Annotated in this window: 16 protein-coding genes; 14 read left to right on the plus strand and 2 right to left on the minus strand. The window is 54.6% G+C overall.

Annotated features, from left to right (window positions below; all coding sequences use genetic code 11):
- Positions 1-15: 15 nt before the first annotated feature.
- Complete coding sequence (locus LAT62_RS07540) at positions 16-1,146, minus strand: PilT/PilU family type 4a pilus ATPase (protein WP_293381383.1); 1,131 nt, start codon at positions 1,144-1,146, stop codon at positions 16-18.
- Positions 1,147-1,189: 43 nt separating this feature from the next.
- Entirely contained in the window at positions 1,190-2,224 is a 1,035-nt protein-coding gene (locus LAT62_RS07545) for a type IV pilus twitching motility protein PilT (protein ID WP_293381386.1), read from the minus strand.
- Positions 2,225-2,303: 79 nt separating this feature from the next.
- Here LAT62_RS07545 and LAT62_RS07550 point away from each other — a divergent pair, with 79 nt between their 5' ends.
- From LAT62_RS07550 to LAT62_RS16365, 14 genes are all read left to right on the plus strand, one after another.
- A complete protein-coding gene (locus LAT62_RS07550) occupies positions 2,304-3,008 on the plus strand; it encodes a YggS family pyridoxal phosphate-dependent enzyme (RefSeq protein ID WP_293381389.1) in 705 nt (234 codons plus the stop codon).
- Positions 3,009-3,035: 27 nt separating this feature from the next.
- Positions 3,036-3,875: a pyrroline-5-carboxylate reductase gene (gene proC / locus LAT62_RS07555; RefSeq protein ID WP_293381393.1), complete on the plus strand. Its 840-nt coding sequence runs from the start codon at positions 3,036-3,038 to the stop codon at positions 3,873-3,875.
- A gap of 13 nt (positions 3,876-3,888) precedes the next feature.
- The gene (locus LAT62_RS07560) at positions 3,889-4,476 is read left to right on the plus strand and encodes a YggT family protein (protein WP_293381396.1); all 588 of its coding nucleotides are present in this window, start codon (positions 3,889-3,891) and stop codon (positions 4,474-4,476) included.
- Positions 4,477-4,495: 19 nt separating this feature from the next.
- Complete coding sequence (locus tag LAT62_RS07565) at positions 4,496-5,704, plus strand: homoserine O-acetyltransferase (RefSeq protein WP_293381399.1); 1,209 nt, start codon at positions 4,496-4,498, stop codon at positions 5,702-5,704.
- Complete coding sequence (gene metW / locus LAT62_RS07570) at positions 5,694-6,314, plus strand: methionine biosynthesis protein MetW (RefSeq protein WP_293381402.1); 621 nt, start codon at positions 5,694-5,696, stop codon at positions 6,312-6,314. Before LAT62_RS07565 ends, metW begins: the two co-directional genes overlap by 11 nt.
- Complete coding sequence (rdgB, locus tag LAT62_RS07575; RefSeq protein ID WP_293381405.1) at positions 6,314-6,913, plus strand: RdgB/HAM1 family non-canonical purine NTP pyrophosphatase; 600 nt, start codon at positions 6,314-6,316, stop codon at positions 6,911-6,913. Before metW ends, rdgB begins: the two co-directional genes overlap by 1 nt.
- A 10-nt stretch (positions 6,914-6,923) precedes the next feature.
- Positions 6,924-8,096 carry a radical SAM family heme chaperone HemW gene (hemW, locus tag LAT62_RS07580; RefSeq protein WP_293381408.1) on the plus strand — a complete coding sequence of 391 codons (1,173 nt, stop codon included), beginning with the start codon at positions 6,924-6,926 and terminating at the stop codon, positions 8,094-8,096.
- A gap of 492 nt (positions 8,097-8,588) precedes the next feature.
- Positions 8,589-9,155: a Pycsar system effector family protein gene (locus tag LAT62_RS07585; RefSeq protein ID WP_293381411.1), complete on the plus strand. Its 567-nt coding sequence runs from the start codon at positions 8,589-8,591 to the stop codon at positions 9,153-9,155.
- A 3-nt stretch (positions 9,156-9,158) separates the two neighbouring features.
- Complete coding sequence (locus tag LAT62_RS07590) at positions 9,159-9,953, plus strand: adenylate/guanylate cyclase domain-containing protein (protein WP_293381414.1); 795 nt, start codon at positions 9,159-9,161, stop codon at positions 9,951-9,953.
- Between the two features lie 103 nt (positions 9,954-10,056).
- Positions 10,057-10,350, plus strand: coding sequence for a hypothetical protein (locus tag LAT62_RS07595; protein ID WP_293381417.1), 294 nt, complete (start codon positions 10,057-10,059; stop codon positions 10,348-10,350).
- A gap of 67 nt (positions 10,351-10,417) precedes the next feature.
- Positions 10,418-11,134 (plus strand): hypothetical protein, encoded by a 717-nt coding sequence (locus LAT62_RS07600; RefSeq protein WP_293381420.1) that lies wholly within the window; start codon positions 10,418-10,420, stop codon positions 11,132-11,134.
- Between the two features lie 89 nt (positions 11,135-11,223).
- Complete coding sequence (locus LAT62_RS07605; protein ID WP_293381423.1) at positions 11,224-11,517, plus strand: hypothetical protein; 294 nt, start codon at positions 11,224-11,226, stop codon at positions 11,515-11,517.
- 71 nt (positions 11,518-11,588) lie between these two features.
- Positions 11,589-12,296 carry a hypothetical protein gene (locus tag LAT62_RS07610; protein WP_293381426.1) on the plus strand — a complete coding sequence of 236 codons (708 nt, stop codon included), beginning with the start codon at positions 11,589-11,591 and terminating at the stop codon, positions 12,294-12,296.
- A gap of 283 nt (positions 12,297-12,579) precedes the next feature.
- Positions 12,580-12,717 (plus strand): IS3 family transposase, encoded by a 138-nt coding sequence (locus tag LAT62_RS16365; protein WP_367120540.1) that lies wholly within the window; start codon positions 12,580-12,582, stop codon positions 12,715-12,717.
- The last annotated feature ends 249 nt before the right edge of the window (positions 12,718-12,966 follow it).

Consider the following 12,966-nt stretch of genomic DNA (forward strand, 5'->3'; position numbering starts at 1 on the left):
GTTCAGCCGGCCGCCTCAGTAGCGCCGGTCATCACCCTCAATGGTCAGTGACGCCGCCCTGCCCTGCAAATGCTCGGGGTCGGACTCCTGCGCCAGCTTGATCATCAGGCGCAGATCATTGGCAGAGTCGGCATGCGACAATGCATTCTCGTACGTAATCTCACCGGCAGAGTAGAGCTCGAACAGGTGCTGGTCGAACGTCTGCATGCCCACATCATTGCTTTTCGCCATCAGATCTTTCAGCAGATGCACTTCGCCCTTGCGAATATGGTCGGCCACCAGCGGCGTATTCAGCAGCACCTCGATGGCGGCGCGCCGACTCTTGCCATCCGGTGTCGGCACCAGTTGCTGCGCCACAATGGCGCGCAGGTTCAGCGACAGGTCCATCCAGAGCTGACGCTGCTTGTCGGACGGGAAGAAGTGCATGATCCGGTCCAGCGCCTGGTTGGCATTGTTGGCGTGCAGGGTGGCCAGACACAGGTGCCCGGTCTCGGCGAAAGAAATCGCGTAAGACATGGTTTCCGGGGTGCGCACCTCACCGATCATGATGACATCGGGAGCCTGGCGCAGGGCGTTTTTCAGGCCAACCTCGAAGCTGTCGGTATCAATGCCCACTTCACGCTGGGTGACAATGCAGCCCCGGTGCTGGTGGATGAATTCGATCGGGTCTTCGATGCTGATGATATGGCCGCGCGAGTGCTCGTTGCGATGCCCCAGCATGGCCGCCAGCGAGGTTGACTTACCGGCGCCGGTGGCACCGACGAAAATCACCAGGCCGCGCTTGGTCATGGCCAGTTGCTTGAGTACGTCGGGCAGGCGCAGTTCGTCGATCTTGGGGATGTTCACTTCAATGCGGCGCAGCACCATGGCAGCCAGGTTGCGCTGGTGCATGGCGCTCACACGAAAGCGGCCGATGCCCCGGGCGCTGATCGCGAAGTTGCATTCTTGCGAGGCCTGGAACTCGCGACGCTGCTTTTCGGTCATCACCGACAGCACCATCTCGCGGGTCTGCTCCGGGCTGAGCGGCTGCTTGGTAATGGGCACGATCTTGCCATTGACCTTCAGGCTGGGGGGCACGCCGGCCGTCACGAAGAGGTCGGATGCCTGCTTGTCGACCATAATGCGCAACAACTGTTCGAAATCCATTGATTTCACTCCCCCTCAGAATGTCTGCCAGGCGACCCGGCGTTCAGAAACTTTCCGGTGTCTTGGCCTTGGCTTTGGCTTCTTCAACCGTAATGATGCCTTTTTGCACCAGGTTGGTCAGCGACTGGTCCATAGTGATCATACCCTGTGATGCGCCAGTCTGGATAGCGCTGTACATTTGCGCCACCTTGTCCTCACGAATCAGGTTGCGGATGGCCGAGCTACCGCGCATGATCTCGTGGGCCGCCACACGGCCGCCACCCTTGCGCTTCATCAGGGCCTGAGAAATGACCGCCTGCAGTGATTCCGACAGCATCGAGCGCACCATGGACTTCTCTTCGGCCGGGAACACGTCGATCACCCGGTCGATGGTCTTGGCCGCCGAGGTGGTGTGCAGGGTGCCGAATACCACGTGGCCGGTTTCGGCCGCTGTCAGCGCCAGGCGGATGGTTTCGATATCGCGCAGCTCGCCGACCAGGATGATGTCCGGGTCTTCCCGCAGGGCGGAGCGCAGTGCCTCATTGAAGCCCAATGTGTCGCGCCCGACCTCCCGCTGGTTCACGAGGCAGCGCTTGCTCTCGTGCACGAATTCGATCGGGTCTTCGATGGTCAGAATGTGCTCATACCGGTGATCATTGATTTCGTTGATCATGGCGGCCAGCGTGGTCGACTTGCCCGAGCCGGTAGGCCCGGTCACCAGCACCAGGCCGCGCGGCGCCCGGGCGATATCCCTGAACACGTCGCCCATGCCCAGGTCATCCATGGTCAGCACCTTGGACGGGATGGTCCGGAACACCGCACCCGCACCACGGTTGTGGTTGAAAGCGTTGACACGGAAACGGGCCACACCGGGCACTTCAAATGAAAAGTCGGTTTCCAGAAACTCCTCGAAGTCCTTGCGCTGCTTGTCGTTCATGATGTCGTAAATCAGCGCATGCACTTCTTTATGCTGCATCGCCGGCAGATTGATCCGCCGCACATCGCCATCCACCCGGATCATGGGCGGCAAGCCCGACGAGAGGTGCAGGTCTGATGCATTCTGCTTGGCGCTGAACGCCAGGAGTTCTGTGATATCCATGGGCTTCCTCAAGAAGTGTACTGGTTGACCGGGCGTCTGAATGGTTAGAATAGTGAATTTAGCACATAGACGGAACCCAATGGGCAGTGAAAGCCAAATCTCGGACCGCTGGCAGGCGGTGAATCGTCATGTGGCACTCGCCTCAGAGGCGAGCGGGCGCAACCCGGAAGATATCTGCATACTGGCCGTCAGCAAGACGTTTCCGCTGTCGGCCGTGGAAGAAGCCTGGCGGGCCGGAGCGCGGCACTTTGGCGAAAATTACGTGCAGGAGGCGGTGGAAAAAATCCAAGCCTGCACCCTGCCCGATGCGCAGTGGCACTTTATCGGCCCGCTGCAATCGAACAAGACACGTCAGGTCGCGGAACATTTTGCCTGGGTACATACGGTAGAGCGCCTGAAGATTGCCCGCCGACTGCACGAGCAGCGCCCGGCCGAGCTGCCCCCGCTGCAGGTCTGCCTGCAGGTCAATATTAGCGCCGACCCGAACAAGGCGGGCCTGGCACCGGAAGACGTGCCGGCACTGGCAACCGAGATAGCCCGGTTGGACCGCCTGACGCTGCGCGGCCTGATGACGATTCCTGCGGCCGACCAGTCGGCACAGCAACTGGAAGGCGATTTTGTGCGTATGTCAGAGTTGCTGGCCGATCTGCAGACCCGCCACCCCCAGGCTGACACCCTGTCCATGGGCATGAGCGATGACCTGGAGCTGGCGATAGCGCATGGCAGCACCTGCGTCAGGGTCGGGCGCGGTATTTTCGGGGAACGGGCGCGCAAGACAGACTGAATTTCATCACACAGCAAGGAGCCGGACATGACGGATACACGCGCCAAACTGACTTTTATCGGCACGGGCAACATGGCAGGCGCCATCATCGGCGGCCTGCTGGACAACGGTTATCCGGCAGAACGGATCATCGGCACCACACGCAGCGAGCAGAGTGCACAGACTGCCGCGAGCACCTATGGCATCCATGTGACCACCGACAATGACGCCGCGATCAGCGACGCAGACGTCATCATCCTGGGCGTCAAACCCCAGGTGATGAAAGACACCTGTGCAGCCATCAGCAGTGCCGTGCAGGCGCAAAAGCCTCTGGTGGTGTCGGTCGCCGCCGGCATCGAAGCCGCCACCCTGGATCAGTGGCTGGGAACAGGCCTGGCGGTTATCCGCTGCATGCCCAACACGCCCTCTCTGCTGGGCACCGGTATCAGCGGCCTTTACGCCAATGCGGCCGTCACGGATACCCAGCGCGACCTGGTCGATACCATGTTCAGATCGGTTGGCATCACTCAGTGGGTGCATAACGAGGCGGATATGCATACCATAACCGCCATCTGTGGCAGTGCACCGGCCTATTTTTATCGCTTCAGTGAAGCGCTGGTGCGCAGTGCCGAGCAGCGTGGGCTCTCTCCGGAGAGCGCACGGCAGTTGGTGTCACAGGTGGCTCTGGGAGCAGCACGCATGTTGAGCGAAACCGGAGAAACACCGGCCGAGCTGCGACAGAAGGTGAGCTCTCCCGGTGGCACTACCGTGGAAGCATTGCGCGTTTTTGATCAACAGGGGCTGGACGATCTGGTAGAAGCCGCCGTCGCGGCCTGCTTCAATCGCAGTGTCAGCCTGACAGAAGAATTGGCAAACCCGAAAGAATGACAGGAGGGCCGGAATGGCCGAATTGCTTGTACTCGTCGTGAAGACCGGCTTCGCCCTGGTCCTTATTGCACTGGCGGCCCGCTTTATGGCGCAGGTCGCACAGGTGGACCCCTATGGCCCCATGGCGGAGACCGTTCGCAAGATATCCAACCCGTTTGTCGGGCCCTTCCTGCGCGTCATTCCCCGGTTTGGTGGCCTGGACATTCCCAGCCTGCTGGTGATCTGGCTGCTGCAGGTCATCATGGCGATGATCCTGATCAGCATCATGCCGCAGCTGAATGCCGACATCACCACCATCATCGTGGGCGGCGGCTTTGCCACGGCAGGCCTGATTCTGGAGGTCACCCGCTGGTCGATGATCATTGTGGCCGTCGGCAGTTGGCTGAGTTCCGGCCAGCCCAACCCGCTGCTCGGCTTTCTGCGCGACATGATCGAGCCGGTGGTGGCGCCGTTCCGCAAACTGAATCTGCAGGTCGGCATGCTGGACCTCAGCTACCTGCTGGCGTTCCTGTCACTCTATATCGTGCACGCCATCCTGCGCGCCATTGCCTACGGCATTGTGCCCATGGGCCCGGTTCGCATCGCGTTCCTCGGCATTTGAGGTGGGTGAGCAGGCATCAATGACAGACCAGAACACCGGACAGCCCGCCGATCTTGACCCGGACCATGGCAAAGTACGCAGCGTCGGTATTGTCGAACCGCAGGTGATGACCTTCGACGAGCCGCTGCCATTGCGCAGCGGCCGCACGCTGGATCACTACGAGCTGGTGTACGAGACCTATGGCGAGCTCAATGAGTCTGCCAGCAATGCCATCCTGATCTGCCATGCGCTGAGCGGACACCACCATGCGGCGGGTTATCACAGCGAGCAGGACAGCAAGCCGGGCTGGTGGGATGCCTGTATCGGCCCCGGCAAGGCCATCGATACCGAACGCTATTTTGTCGTCAGCCTGAACAACCTGGGGGGCTGTCACGGCAGCACCGGTCCGCAGAGCATCAACCCGGACACGGGCAAGCAGTGGGGGCCGGACTTTCCGGTGATGGCAGTGCGCGACTGGGTCAAAAGCCAGGCCCGGCTGGCCGACCGGCTGGGCATCGAATGCTGGCTGGCCGTCGTCGGTGGCAGCCTGGGGGGCATGCAGGCCCTGCGCTGGTCGATCGACTACCCGGACCGCTTGCGCGGTGCCGCCGCCATAGCGTCTGCACCCAAACTGACGGCACAGAATATCGCCTTCAACGAAGTCGCCCGCCAGGCCATTATCAATGACCCGTCATTCCACCATGGCCACTATGCAGAACACGGGGATTACCCCAAACAGGGCCTGATGCTGGCACGCATGCTGGGGCATATCACCTACCTGTCGGATGCCGGCATGCGCGAGAAGTTCGGTCGCGACCTGAAAACCGGCACCCTGAGCTTCGACTATGATGTCGACTTTCAGGTGGAGAGCTACCTGCGCCATCAGGGGGAGAACTTTTCATCGACCTTCGATGCCAACACCTACCTGCTGATGACCAAGGCGCTCGACTATTTTGACCCGGCCGCAGACCATGATCATGACCTGGCGCGCTGTCTGGCCCAAGCCAAAGCACGCTTTCTGGTGGTCGCCTTCTCCACCGACTGGCGCTTCGCCCCCGAACGCAGCGAAGAGATCGTCAATGCGCTGATTCATGCGGGGAAAGATGTGTCCTACCTGGAGATTGATGCCCCGCAGGGCCATGATGCCTTCCTGTTTCCGATCAAGCCCTACGTGCGGGCCCTGTCCGGCTTTCTGGCCCGACTGACCGAAGAAGCAGAACAGGCCTCGGAGGTGACGCATGCGGGCTGATCTGGAAATCATTGCCGACTGGATACCCGCCGGCAGCCGCGTTCTCGACCTGGGCTGCGGCGACGGCACCCTGCTGTCGTGGCTGCGCCAGCACAGAAACGTCGATGGCCTGGGCGTGGAAATCAATCAGGACAGCATCATCCGCTGTATCGAAAAGGGCGTGCCGGTGGTGCAGAAGAACCTGGATACCGGCCTGACCAACTTTGGCGACAAGAGCTTCGATGTGGTCATCATGTCGCAGTCGCTGCAGCAGATGAAGGCCCCGCACAAGACCCTGAATGAAATGCTGCGTATCGGTCGCGAGGCCATCGTGACCTTCCCCAATTTCGGTTACTGGAACACGCGCCGTTACCTCTTCTTCCTCGGCCGCATGCCCATGTCGAAGATTCTGCCCTACAGTTGGTTCGACACGCCCAATATCCACCTGTGTACCTGCCGGGATTTCGAGCGGCTGTGCCGGGACCAGAAGGCGCGCATTCGCCAGAGCACGGTACTGGACAGCCAGCACCAGAAGCGGCGGGCGATTCGCCTGCTGCCCAACCTGCTGGGCGAGATTGCTATCTACCATGTGGACAAGCCGCACACCGCAACCGCACAAGGAGCCGCTTGATGGACACGCTGATTCTGGCTTCGGGCAACAAGGGCAAACTGCGCGAGTTTTCCACCCTGCTGGAAAGCCTGAACATTCAGGTGAAACCACAGGGCGACTATGACGTACCGGACGCCGATGAAACCGGCCTGACCTTTGTCGAGAATGCCCTGCTGAAGGCGCGGCAGGCCGCCCAGTATACCGGCCTGCCGGCACTGGCCGATGACTCCGGGCTGGAGGTCGACGCCCTGCAGGGTGCCCCAGGCATCCGTTCGGCGCGCTTCGCCGGTACCCACGGCGATGATGCGGCCAACAACCGTCTGCTGCTGGAGCGCCTGCGTGACGTGCCAGAAGAACAGCGCACGGCCCGCTTTGTCTGCGTGCTGGCAGTGCTGCGGCATGCCGAAGACCCGCGCCCACTGATTTGCGAAGGCACCTGGGAAGGCCGCATCCTGTTCGCGCCGCAGGGCGACGGCGGGTTTGGCTATGACCCATTGTTCTGCGTTCCGGACCTGCAAGTGAGTGCCGCCGAACTGAGCCCGGCCGACAAGAACCGGCTGAGCCATCGCGGTCAGGCCAGTCGACTGCTGCAGTCGGCACTGCCGGCCTGGTGGCGCTGAAAGCCCTGTAATGAGCAAATTGAGTCGAAATTCAACGCAGCCAGATCTGGCGCAGCAGATTTCAGCTGTGCCCTTGGGTCTTTATGTGCACTTCCCCTGGTGTGTGCGCAAGTGCCCCTACTGTGACTTCAATTCGCATGAAGCCAATGGTGAACTGCCGGCCCGAGAGTATGTGGATGCCCTGCTGCGCGACCTGGAGCAGGAAGCCCCGACTCTGGCAGGCCGACAGATCGAGTCCGTCTTTTTCGGTGGCGGCACGCCCAGCCTGATCAGCGGCCGGGAAGTCGGCCGGGTGATCGACGAGCTGGTGGCCCGCGACTGGCTGGCCCCGAACGCCGAGATCACGCTGGAGGCCAACCCAGGCGCCGTCGAGCGGCAGTATTTTGCAGACTATGTCAGCGCCGGCGTGAACCGGGTGTCGCTGGGCGTGCAGACCTTCGACGAGACGGCACTTAAAGTGCTGGGCCGCATACACGATACGGACGATATCCAGCGCGCCTGGGAGCTGCTGGTGCAACTGGCCGTACCCCGGCTCAACATCGACCTGATGCATGGCCTGCCCGGCCAGACACCGGAGCTGGCCGTGGCGGACCTTGATCAGGCCCTGCGCATGAACCCGGGCCATATCTCCTGGTACCAGCTCACCATCGAGCCCAATACCCGCTTCTACAATCAGCCGCCTACACTGCCCGACGAAGACAAGCTGGAAGCCATCGAACAGGCCGGCCGAGAGCGCCTGCAGGCCGATGGCTATGACCAGTACGAGATTTCCGCCTGGGCCAGGCCCGGCCATGCCAGCCAGCACAACCGCAACTACTGGACCTTCGGTGACTATATCGGCATCGGTGCCGGCGCCCACGGCAAGCTCACCACAGAATCAGGCAGTGTACGCACCCAGCGCACCCGCATGCCGGAGGCCTACCTGCGCGCCATACTGGGCGGCCGTCAGGTCAACCAGATCGACACCGACGCCCTGCCGTTCGAATACATGCTCAATGCCTTGCGCCTGCGCGAAGGCGTGCCCGAAACGCTGTTCACCGCCCGCACCGGGCTCACACCCGACGCCCTGGAGCCCCAACTGACCCAACTGCGCAACAAGGGGCTGATACACTCCGACCGGCATGCCCTGACCGACCTCGGCTGGCGCTTCTACAACGACGCCGTCGGCGCCTGGGTCAACTGACCACACCCCAACACCGCCCCATCGAACACAGAAAGAACTTGAAATCCCTGCCGCCTTTTACTAAACCTAAAGGCAGTCAGAAAAGGAAACCCACCCACAGCGCCAGGACGCGTCCACATCCAGACCACCGCATTGGCAAAGCCAACTCACCCGGCCGGGCGGAAGCGTGGCCAGAGTTTTTGCGCCGAGAAGTTCCGCCGCTTCAACAATCCCTGGGCACAAAAACGATCATTCTGACTGTCTATTTTGGCGGGCTTGGCATTTTCTGCCTGAAAACCGTGTCTGACGCGTGTTTAGTGGACGGCCGGCTAAACCGGGATAGTCATCAAAGTGATGATATTTCCAGGGGTGTTATGGGGCTGGCTTCTTAAGGAGAGTTGATGAACAGCGGATCACAGAGTAATTTGGAGAATGATTCAACAGCAGATATTCATCATTGAGATATAATCACTTTGACGACTATTTTAATGTTAGCATTATTACGGAGTCAAGATGAAGCCTATAAGCCCTGAGACAAATCAGATCAATGAAGACTATTATTCAAAGCTGGAAGGAATTTTTAAAAATGTTAATGAGTGGCTGAAATTTGCTGAGCAAAAAAACGCAGCATTGCTTTTACTGAATGGTGGGATGATTTGGGGGGTTACACGAGTATTGAGTGCAGTAGATCTCGTTCCAAAGATGTCGTACTGGCTTAATATGACAGGTTATTTTCTTATTGCTGTCTCTACTCTAATTTGCATTATTTCATTTCTACCCATTTTGCAGCAGCGTTGGTTTAAACCCGAAAAAACCAGTCCGTCTGACAACTGTTTATATTTCGCACACTCAGCAAAATATGATGCCAGGGATTATCTTACATTACTCGCCAAGAAACTGAGTTACGAAGAAGAAAAAACTACGTTTACCGAGTTTGAGGTTGACTTAAGTAAACAGATAGTCACAAACTCAGAGATAGCATTTGATAAATATAAGCGGTTTAAGTTATCAGCTGTTTTCACGATATCGGCAGTTGTCCTATTTTTACTATCTTTTGGAATAATAAACTTCATGGAGTAAAAAATGATAAGCAGAGATCAACTGCCCGATAACATAAAAGAAATAATAAGAAAGCAAGTGGATAAGTTTAATGTGCGCGTCTTTACGGAAGAAGTTAATGAAATACCTAATGTAGCGGATATTCCCGGCGAGGGCTCGGCAAAATGGTTAAAAATAAAGGATGTTATATGTGTTTTTGTTGATATGAAGAACTCAACAAAGCTGAGCGCTTCGCATCATGCTGGAACTACTGGCAGGGCATATACTCTTTTTACTGGTACGGCTGTTAGGTTATTTAAAGAGTTTGGAGCGTCTTATGTAGATATTAAAGGAGATGGTGTTTTTGCTTTGTTTAACTCGAATAGAGTACACGCAGCATTTGTATCAGCTGTTACTTTTAAGACTTTTATAAAAGAAGAATTTACTACAAAAATAGCTAACAAAACTAATGTTGATACAGGTGTTCATATTGGTATCCATCAAGCTACACTATTGGTAAGTAAAATAGGCCTTCGTAAAAGTGCTTCGAGAGGGGATATGCATAATGAAGTTTGGGCGGGTAAAACAGTTAATATGGCTTCTAAGTTGGCCAGCCTGTCCGATAGCAATGAAATCCATGTCTCTGATAAATACCATTCAAAATTAAGATCGAAGAAAGCATTGTACTCATGCGAATGTGACGATCCTGTGTATTTATGGGAAGAAGTAGATATTACCAATGACGATAAGTTCTCTTTTGACAAGGCAATGGTTTTAAAAAGCTTTTGGTGCAAAAAGCATGGCGCAGCTTACTTGACAGAGATCTTAGATGCTGATTAGCTTTTAAATGTAGTGCTAACAAGTCACTGCACTCGGAAATTTTACTCGCTGCGCTCCTAAAATTCCGGTGAGTGAGGCGTTAATCACATAAGAGGATATATCTGTGAGCGAAATGAACTCGTTGAAGGAAACCTATAACGGCATGGGGAATGAAGAAAGACTTGGATTTCTATCTGGAGTGAGGGCCATTCTGGAAGGGGAGATGAAACGATTGGGCCAAAGGTATGGTCAACAGGAAACCACAGATCGTATTCGTTTGATCGACGAGACCAAAAAACTACAAGAAGCCATACATTCGGTTAAGGATGATTCAAGGGAGTCAAGAAGAGATCCCTCTCTCGTACAGGGTCAATTTTGGACCTGCCTTGAAGAATACTTTGACAGAGAAAATGATTAACAAGGCATTCCACCGGACAAGCCGGTGAATGCGACGGTAACCATATTAGAAATAGGGAAGCCATAGAGTGGATATAGAGCAAATAGTCAATAATTCTACCGAAGAAGATGCTAAGTCAGCGTTGGCTTATTTTCTTAAGAGCTACATGACACCTGCCTTCGGAGCTTTGCCTAAAAATGAAGTTGAACTGATCGTCCTTAACGTTCTGGAAAAATTGAACGCAATAGATGAAGAGCCAGAGTTATATGAGCTTGTATCAAAGCTCAAAGTTACTCGATCAAAGGCTCGCGGCCTAATTTATGACAGGGAGCTACGCCGCTCCTCTGAGGAAGAGTTAGATGAGAAGGTGAAAACTCTTTTGAAAAAGCCGCTAATCCAGAAGAATGGGGACCTGTATGTTCTAGAAGTTGAAAATCCTCTAGTATCGGATCACCTCAGGTCGAAGGTTCAAAAATTAGGCTATGTCTCTGATGGTTCCTTCTCGCCTAGCATTGTAAAACTCGGCCTTGATGCTGTCGCAGCTTTGATAGAATCATATCTAACTCACCAAGAACGAGATGATGTTAAAGACGCGCTTGTCGCTGCTGGCGCTCCAGATACTTCATTCAAAGGTGTGATTAAAGCTACCTTCAAGAAAGTAGCGGCCAAGGTCGCGTCAGATACTGGCGAGGCACTCATGGAAAAGGCTTCTGATTTTATTTCACCGATATTAGATGCTGGGATTGAATTAGTAACAGAAAAAGCAGGAGAGCTGTTTGGAGAAGATGATGAGCAGAATGGTTAACAAGCGCAAGCACTCGGAACAATTTTCCTCTGCGCTACAAATTGCCTGGTGTTGCGGGCGCTAGCTACGTAAAGTATAAGGAGTAAATTTTGAAGATAATAATCGATTTGATGGTTATGTACCGCGGTACAGATGACAATTTTATGTTTGGTTCTGTTCGTAGAGAGATCGAAACAAATCTGGTTCCTGTGGCGGGTATGGAAATTGAAGATTCTGCATGGAAGATTCCTCGTGACATTAAGAGTGTTACAATAAATCCAGCCGAAGGATACTACCATATATGGGTTGGCGAAGATGAAGCTGATGAGCGTGAGCGCGCATACCAACAAGTACAAATGTATAAATCTCATGGTTGGGAAGTGCTAAGCTGTAGCGAAGTTTAGCTAACAAGCAAAGGTACCGGACGCAAAAATATGCGCCGGTGCTTTGAGCGTTATAAAAACAAGGCTGACCTGTGAAAAAGTACGAAGAATTATACCAGTTGGCAAAAGAAGACTTTGCTGCAGAAGTTGATAGGCTGACACGCGTGGAGGGCAAGGCCACGGCGTTGCTATCGGTTTTGACGCTTCTTATAGGTATTTACGTGTTGCTAACAGAATGGGCTTTGACAAGTGTACTGCCTCCTGAAATGTGGCAGGAGTGGGCCATTGTAATCTTGGCTGGAATGATTGTTCTAGGTTTAGCGATATCTTGGGTATATGTCTTTCGGGTTTTAACAGTAGACCATCGGCCGATTCTTTCAGTAAGTGAATCAGTAATAGAGTTTTATGATAAAAATACCCTTGTAAACATTTACTACGCGATGGCTAAGCGAATAAGTCAGGGCGCTGAAAAGAATAGGGAGCTACTAAAGAAAAAGGCCAAAAGATTAACGATGGGCTATTATGGCCTGATCATTTCTGGCCTGTTGGTAGTCTTTTTGGGTGTAGTGTCCGGTTCCTATGCTTGGAGCACATCCGAAAGATTGGAAGCCTCAACAGAAGTAATGCAAAACGAGACGAATGGAGAAAACGGTATGCCTGATAATGATCAAAATAATAGCGAAAACCAATCTACAGAAAATACACAAGAACCGGATCGAAATATAGAAGCACCTGAGCTTCAGTATGTGCAGGAGAGCTACGACCCACCTACTGAGAAAAAGAAAGACAAAGGAGAGTAGTTTTATAACAAAGCCAGTCAGCAGGACGCAGCATAGCTGCGCCTCTGCTGGCGGCGTTAAATGCTAAGGAGAAATCAATGGGGTCAGAGTCATGAATCCAAAAATCTGAATCAATGGGGTCAGAGTCATTGATAGAGGGCCGGCACCGAGCGCTCAATCAAAGGGGTCGGAGTCATTGATTGAGAGTCGGCACGGAGCGCTCAACAGCGTGAACCGACCGGGCACTGTACTGACAACGGTTATGCTGAATCGTTTTTCCACTCGCTTAAGGCCGAATTAATACATGGGCACAACCTATAACACCGACCACGGGCTGTACACCGCGGTCCGAGACTACATCAATGACTTCTACAACACGCAGCGACTGCATTCTGGCATCGGTTACAGAAGCCCGATAGAGTATGAGCAAGCCGTTGCTTAACAGGAATCAATGGGGTCAGAGTCATTGATTGAGGAACCAATGGGGTCAGGGAACCAATGGGGTCAGAGTCATTGATAGAGGGTCGCACGGAGCACTAACCAGCATGAACTGACCAAGGCACTGCACTGATAACGGTTATGCCGAATGAATCAATGGGGTCAGAGCCATTGATTGAGAGCCAATCAATGGGGTCAAATCAATGGGGTCAGAGTCATTACTTGTAGCGTTAAACAGTCTGCAGTCATGGTG

It is taken from the genome of Natronospirillum sp. (genome assembly GCF_022565775.1).
Taxonomy (GTDB): domain Bacteria; phylum Pseudomonadota; class Gammaproteobacteria; order Pseudomonadales; family Natronospirillaceae; genus Natronospirillum.

Bases quoted from the DNA above. Each gene is read 5' to 3' on its own strand.
- LAT62_RS07560 (WP_293381396.1), top strand. From the start codon at position 3,889: ATGGCCGAATTGCTTGTACTCGTCGTGAAGACCGGCTTCGCCCTGGTC.
- metW (WP_293381402.1), top strand. From the start codon at position 5,694: ATGCGGGCTGATCTGGAAATCATTGCCGACTGGATACCCGCCGGCAGC.
- hemW (WP_293381408.1), top strand. From the start codon at position 6,924: ATGAGCAAATTGAGTCGAAATTCAACGCAGCCAGATCTGGCGCAGCAG.
- LAT62_RS07585 (WP_293381411.1), top strand. From the start codon at position 8,589: ATGAAGCCTATAAGCCCTGAGACAAATCAGATCAATGAAGACTATTAT.
- LAT62_RS07590 (WP_293381414.1), top strand. From the start codon at position 9,159: ATGATAAGCAGAGATCAACTGCCCGATAACATAAAAGAAATAATAAGA.
- LAT62_RS07550 (WP_293381389.1), top strand. From the start codon at position 2,304: ATGGGCAGTGAAAGCCAAATCTCGGACCGCTGGCAGGCGGTGAATCGT.
- LAT62_RS07565 (WP_293381399.1), top strand. From the start codon at position 4,496: ATGACAGACCAGAACACCGGACAGCCCGCCGATCTTGACCCGGACCAT.
- LAT62_RS07540 (WP_293381383.1), bottom strand. From the start codon at position 1,146: ATGGATTTCGAACAGTTGTTGCGCATTATGGTCGACAAGCAGGCATCC.
- proC (WP_293381393.1), top strand. From the start codon at position 3,036: ATGACGGATACACGCGCCAAACTGACTTTTATCGGCACGGGCAACATG.
- rdgB (WP_293381405.1), top strand. From the start codon at position 6,314: ATGGACACGCTGATTCTGGCTTCGGGCAACAAGGGCAAACTGCGCGAG.
- LAT62_RS07545 (WP_293381386.1), bottom strand. From the start codon at position 2,224: ATGGATATCACAGAACTCCTGGCGTTCAGCGCCAAGCAGAATGCATCA.
- LAT62_RS16365 (WP_367120540.1), top strand. From the start codon at position 12,580: ATGGGCACAACCTATAACACCGACCACGGGCTGTACACCGCGGTCCGA.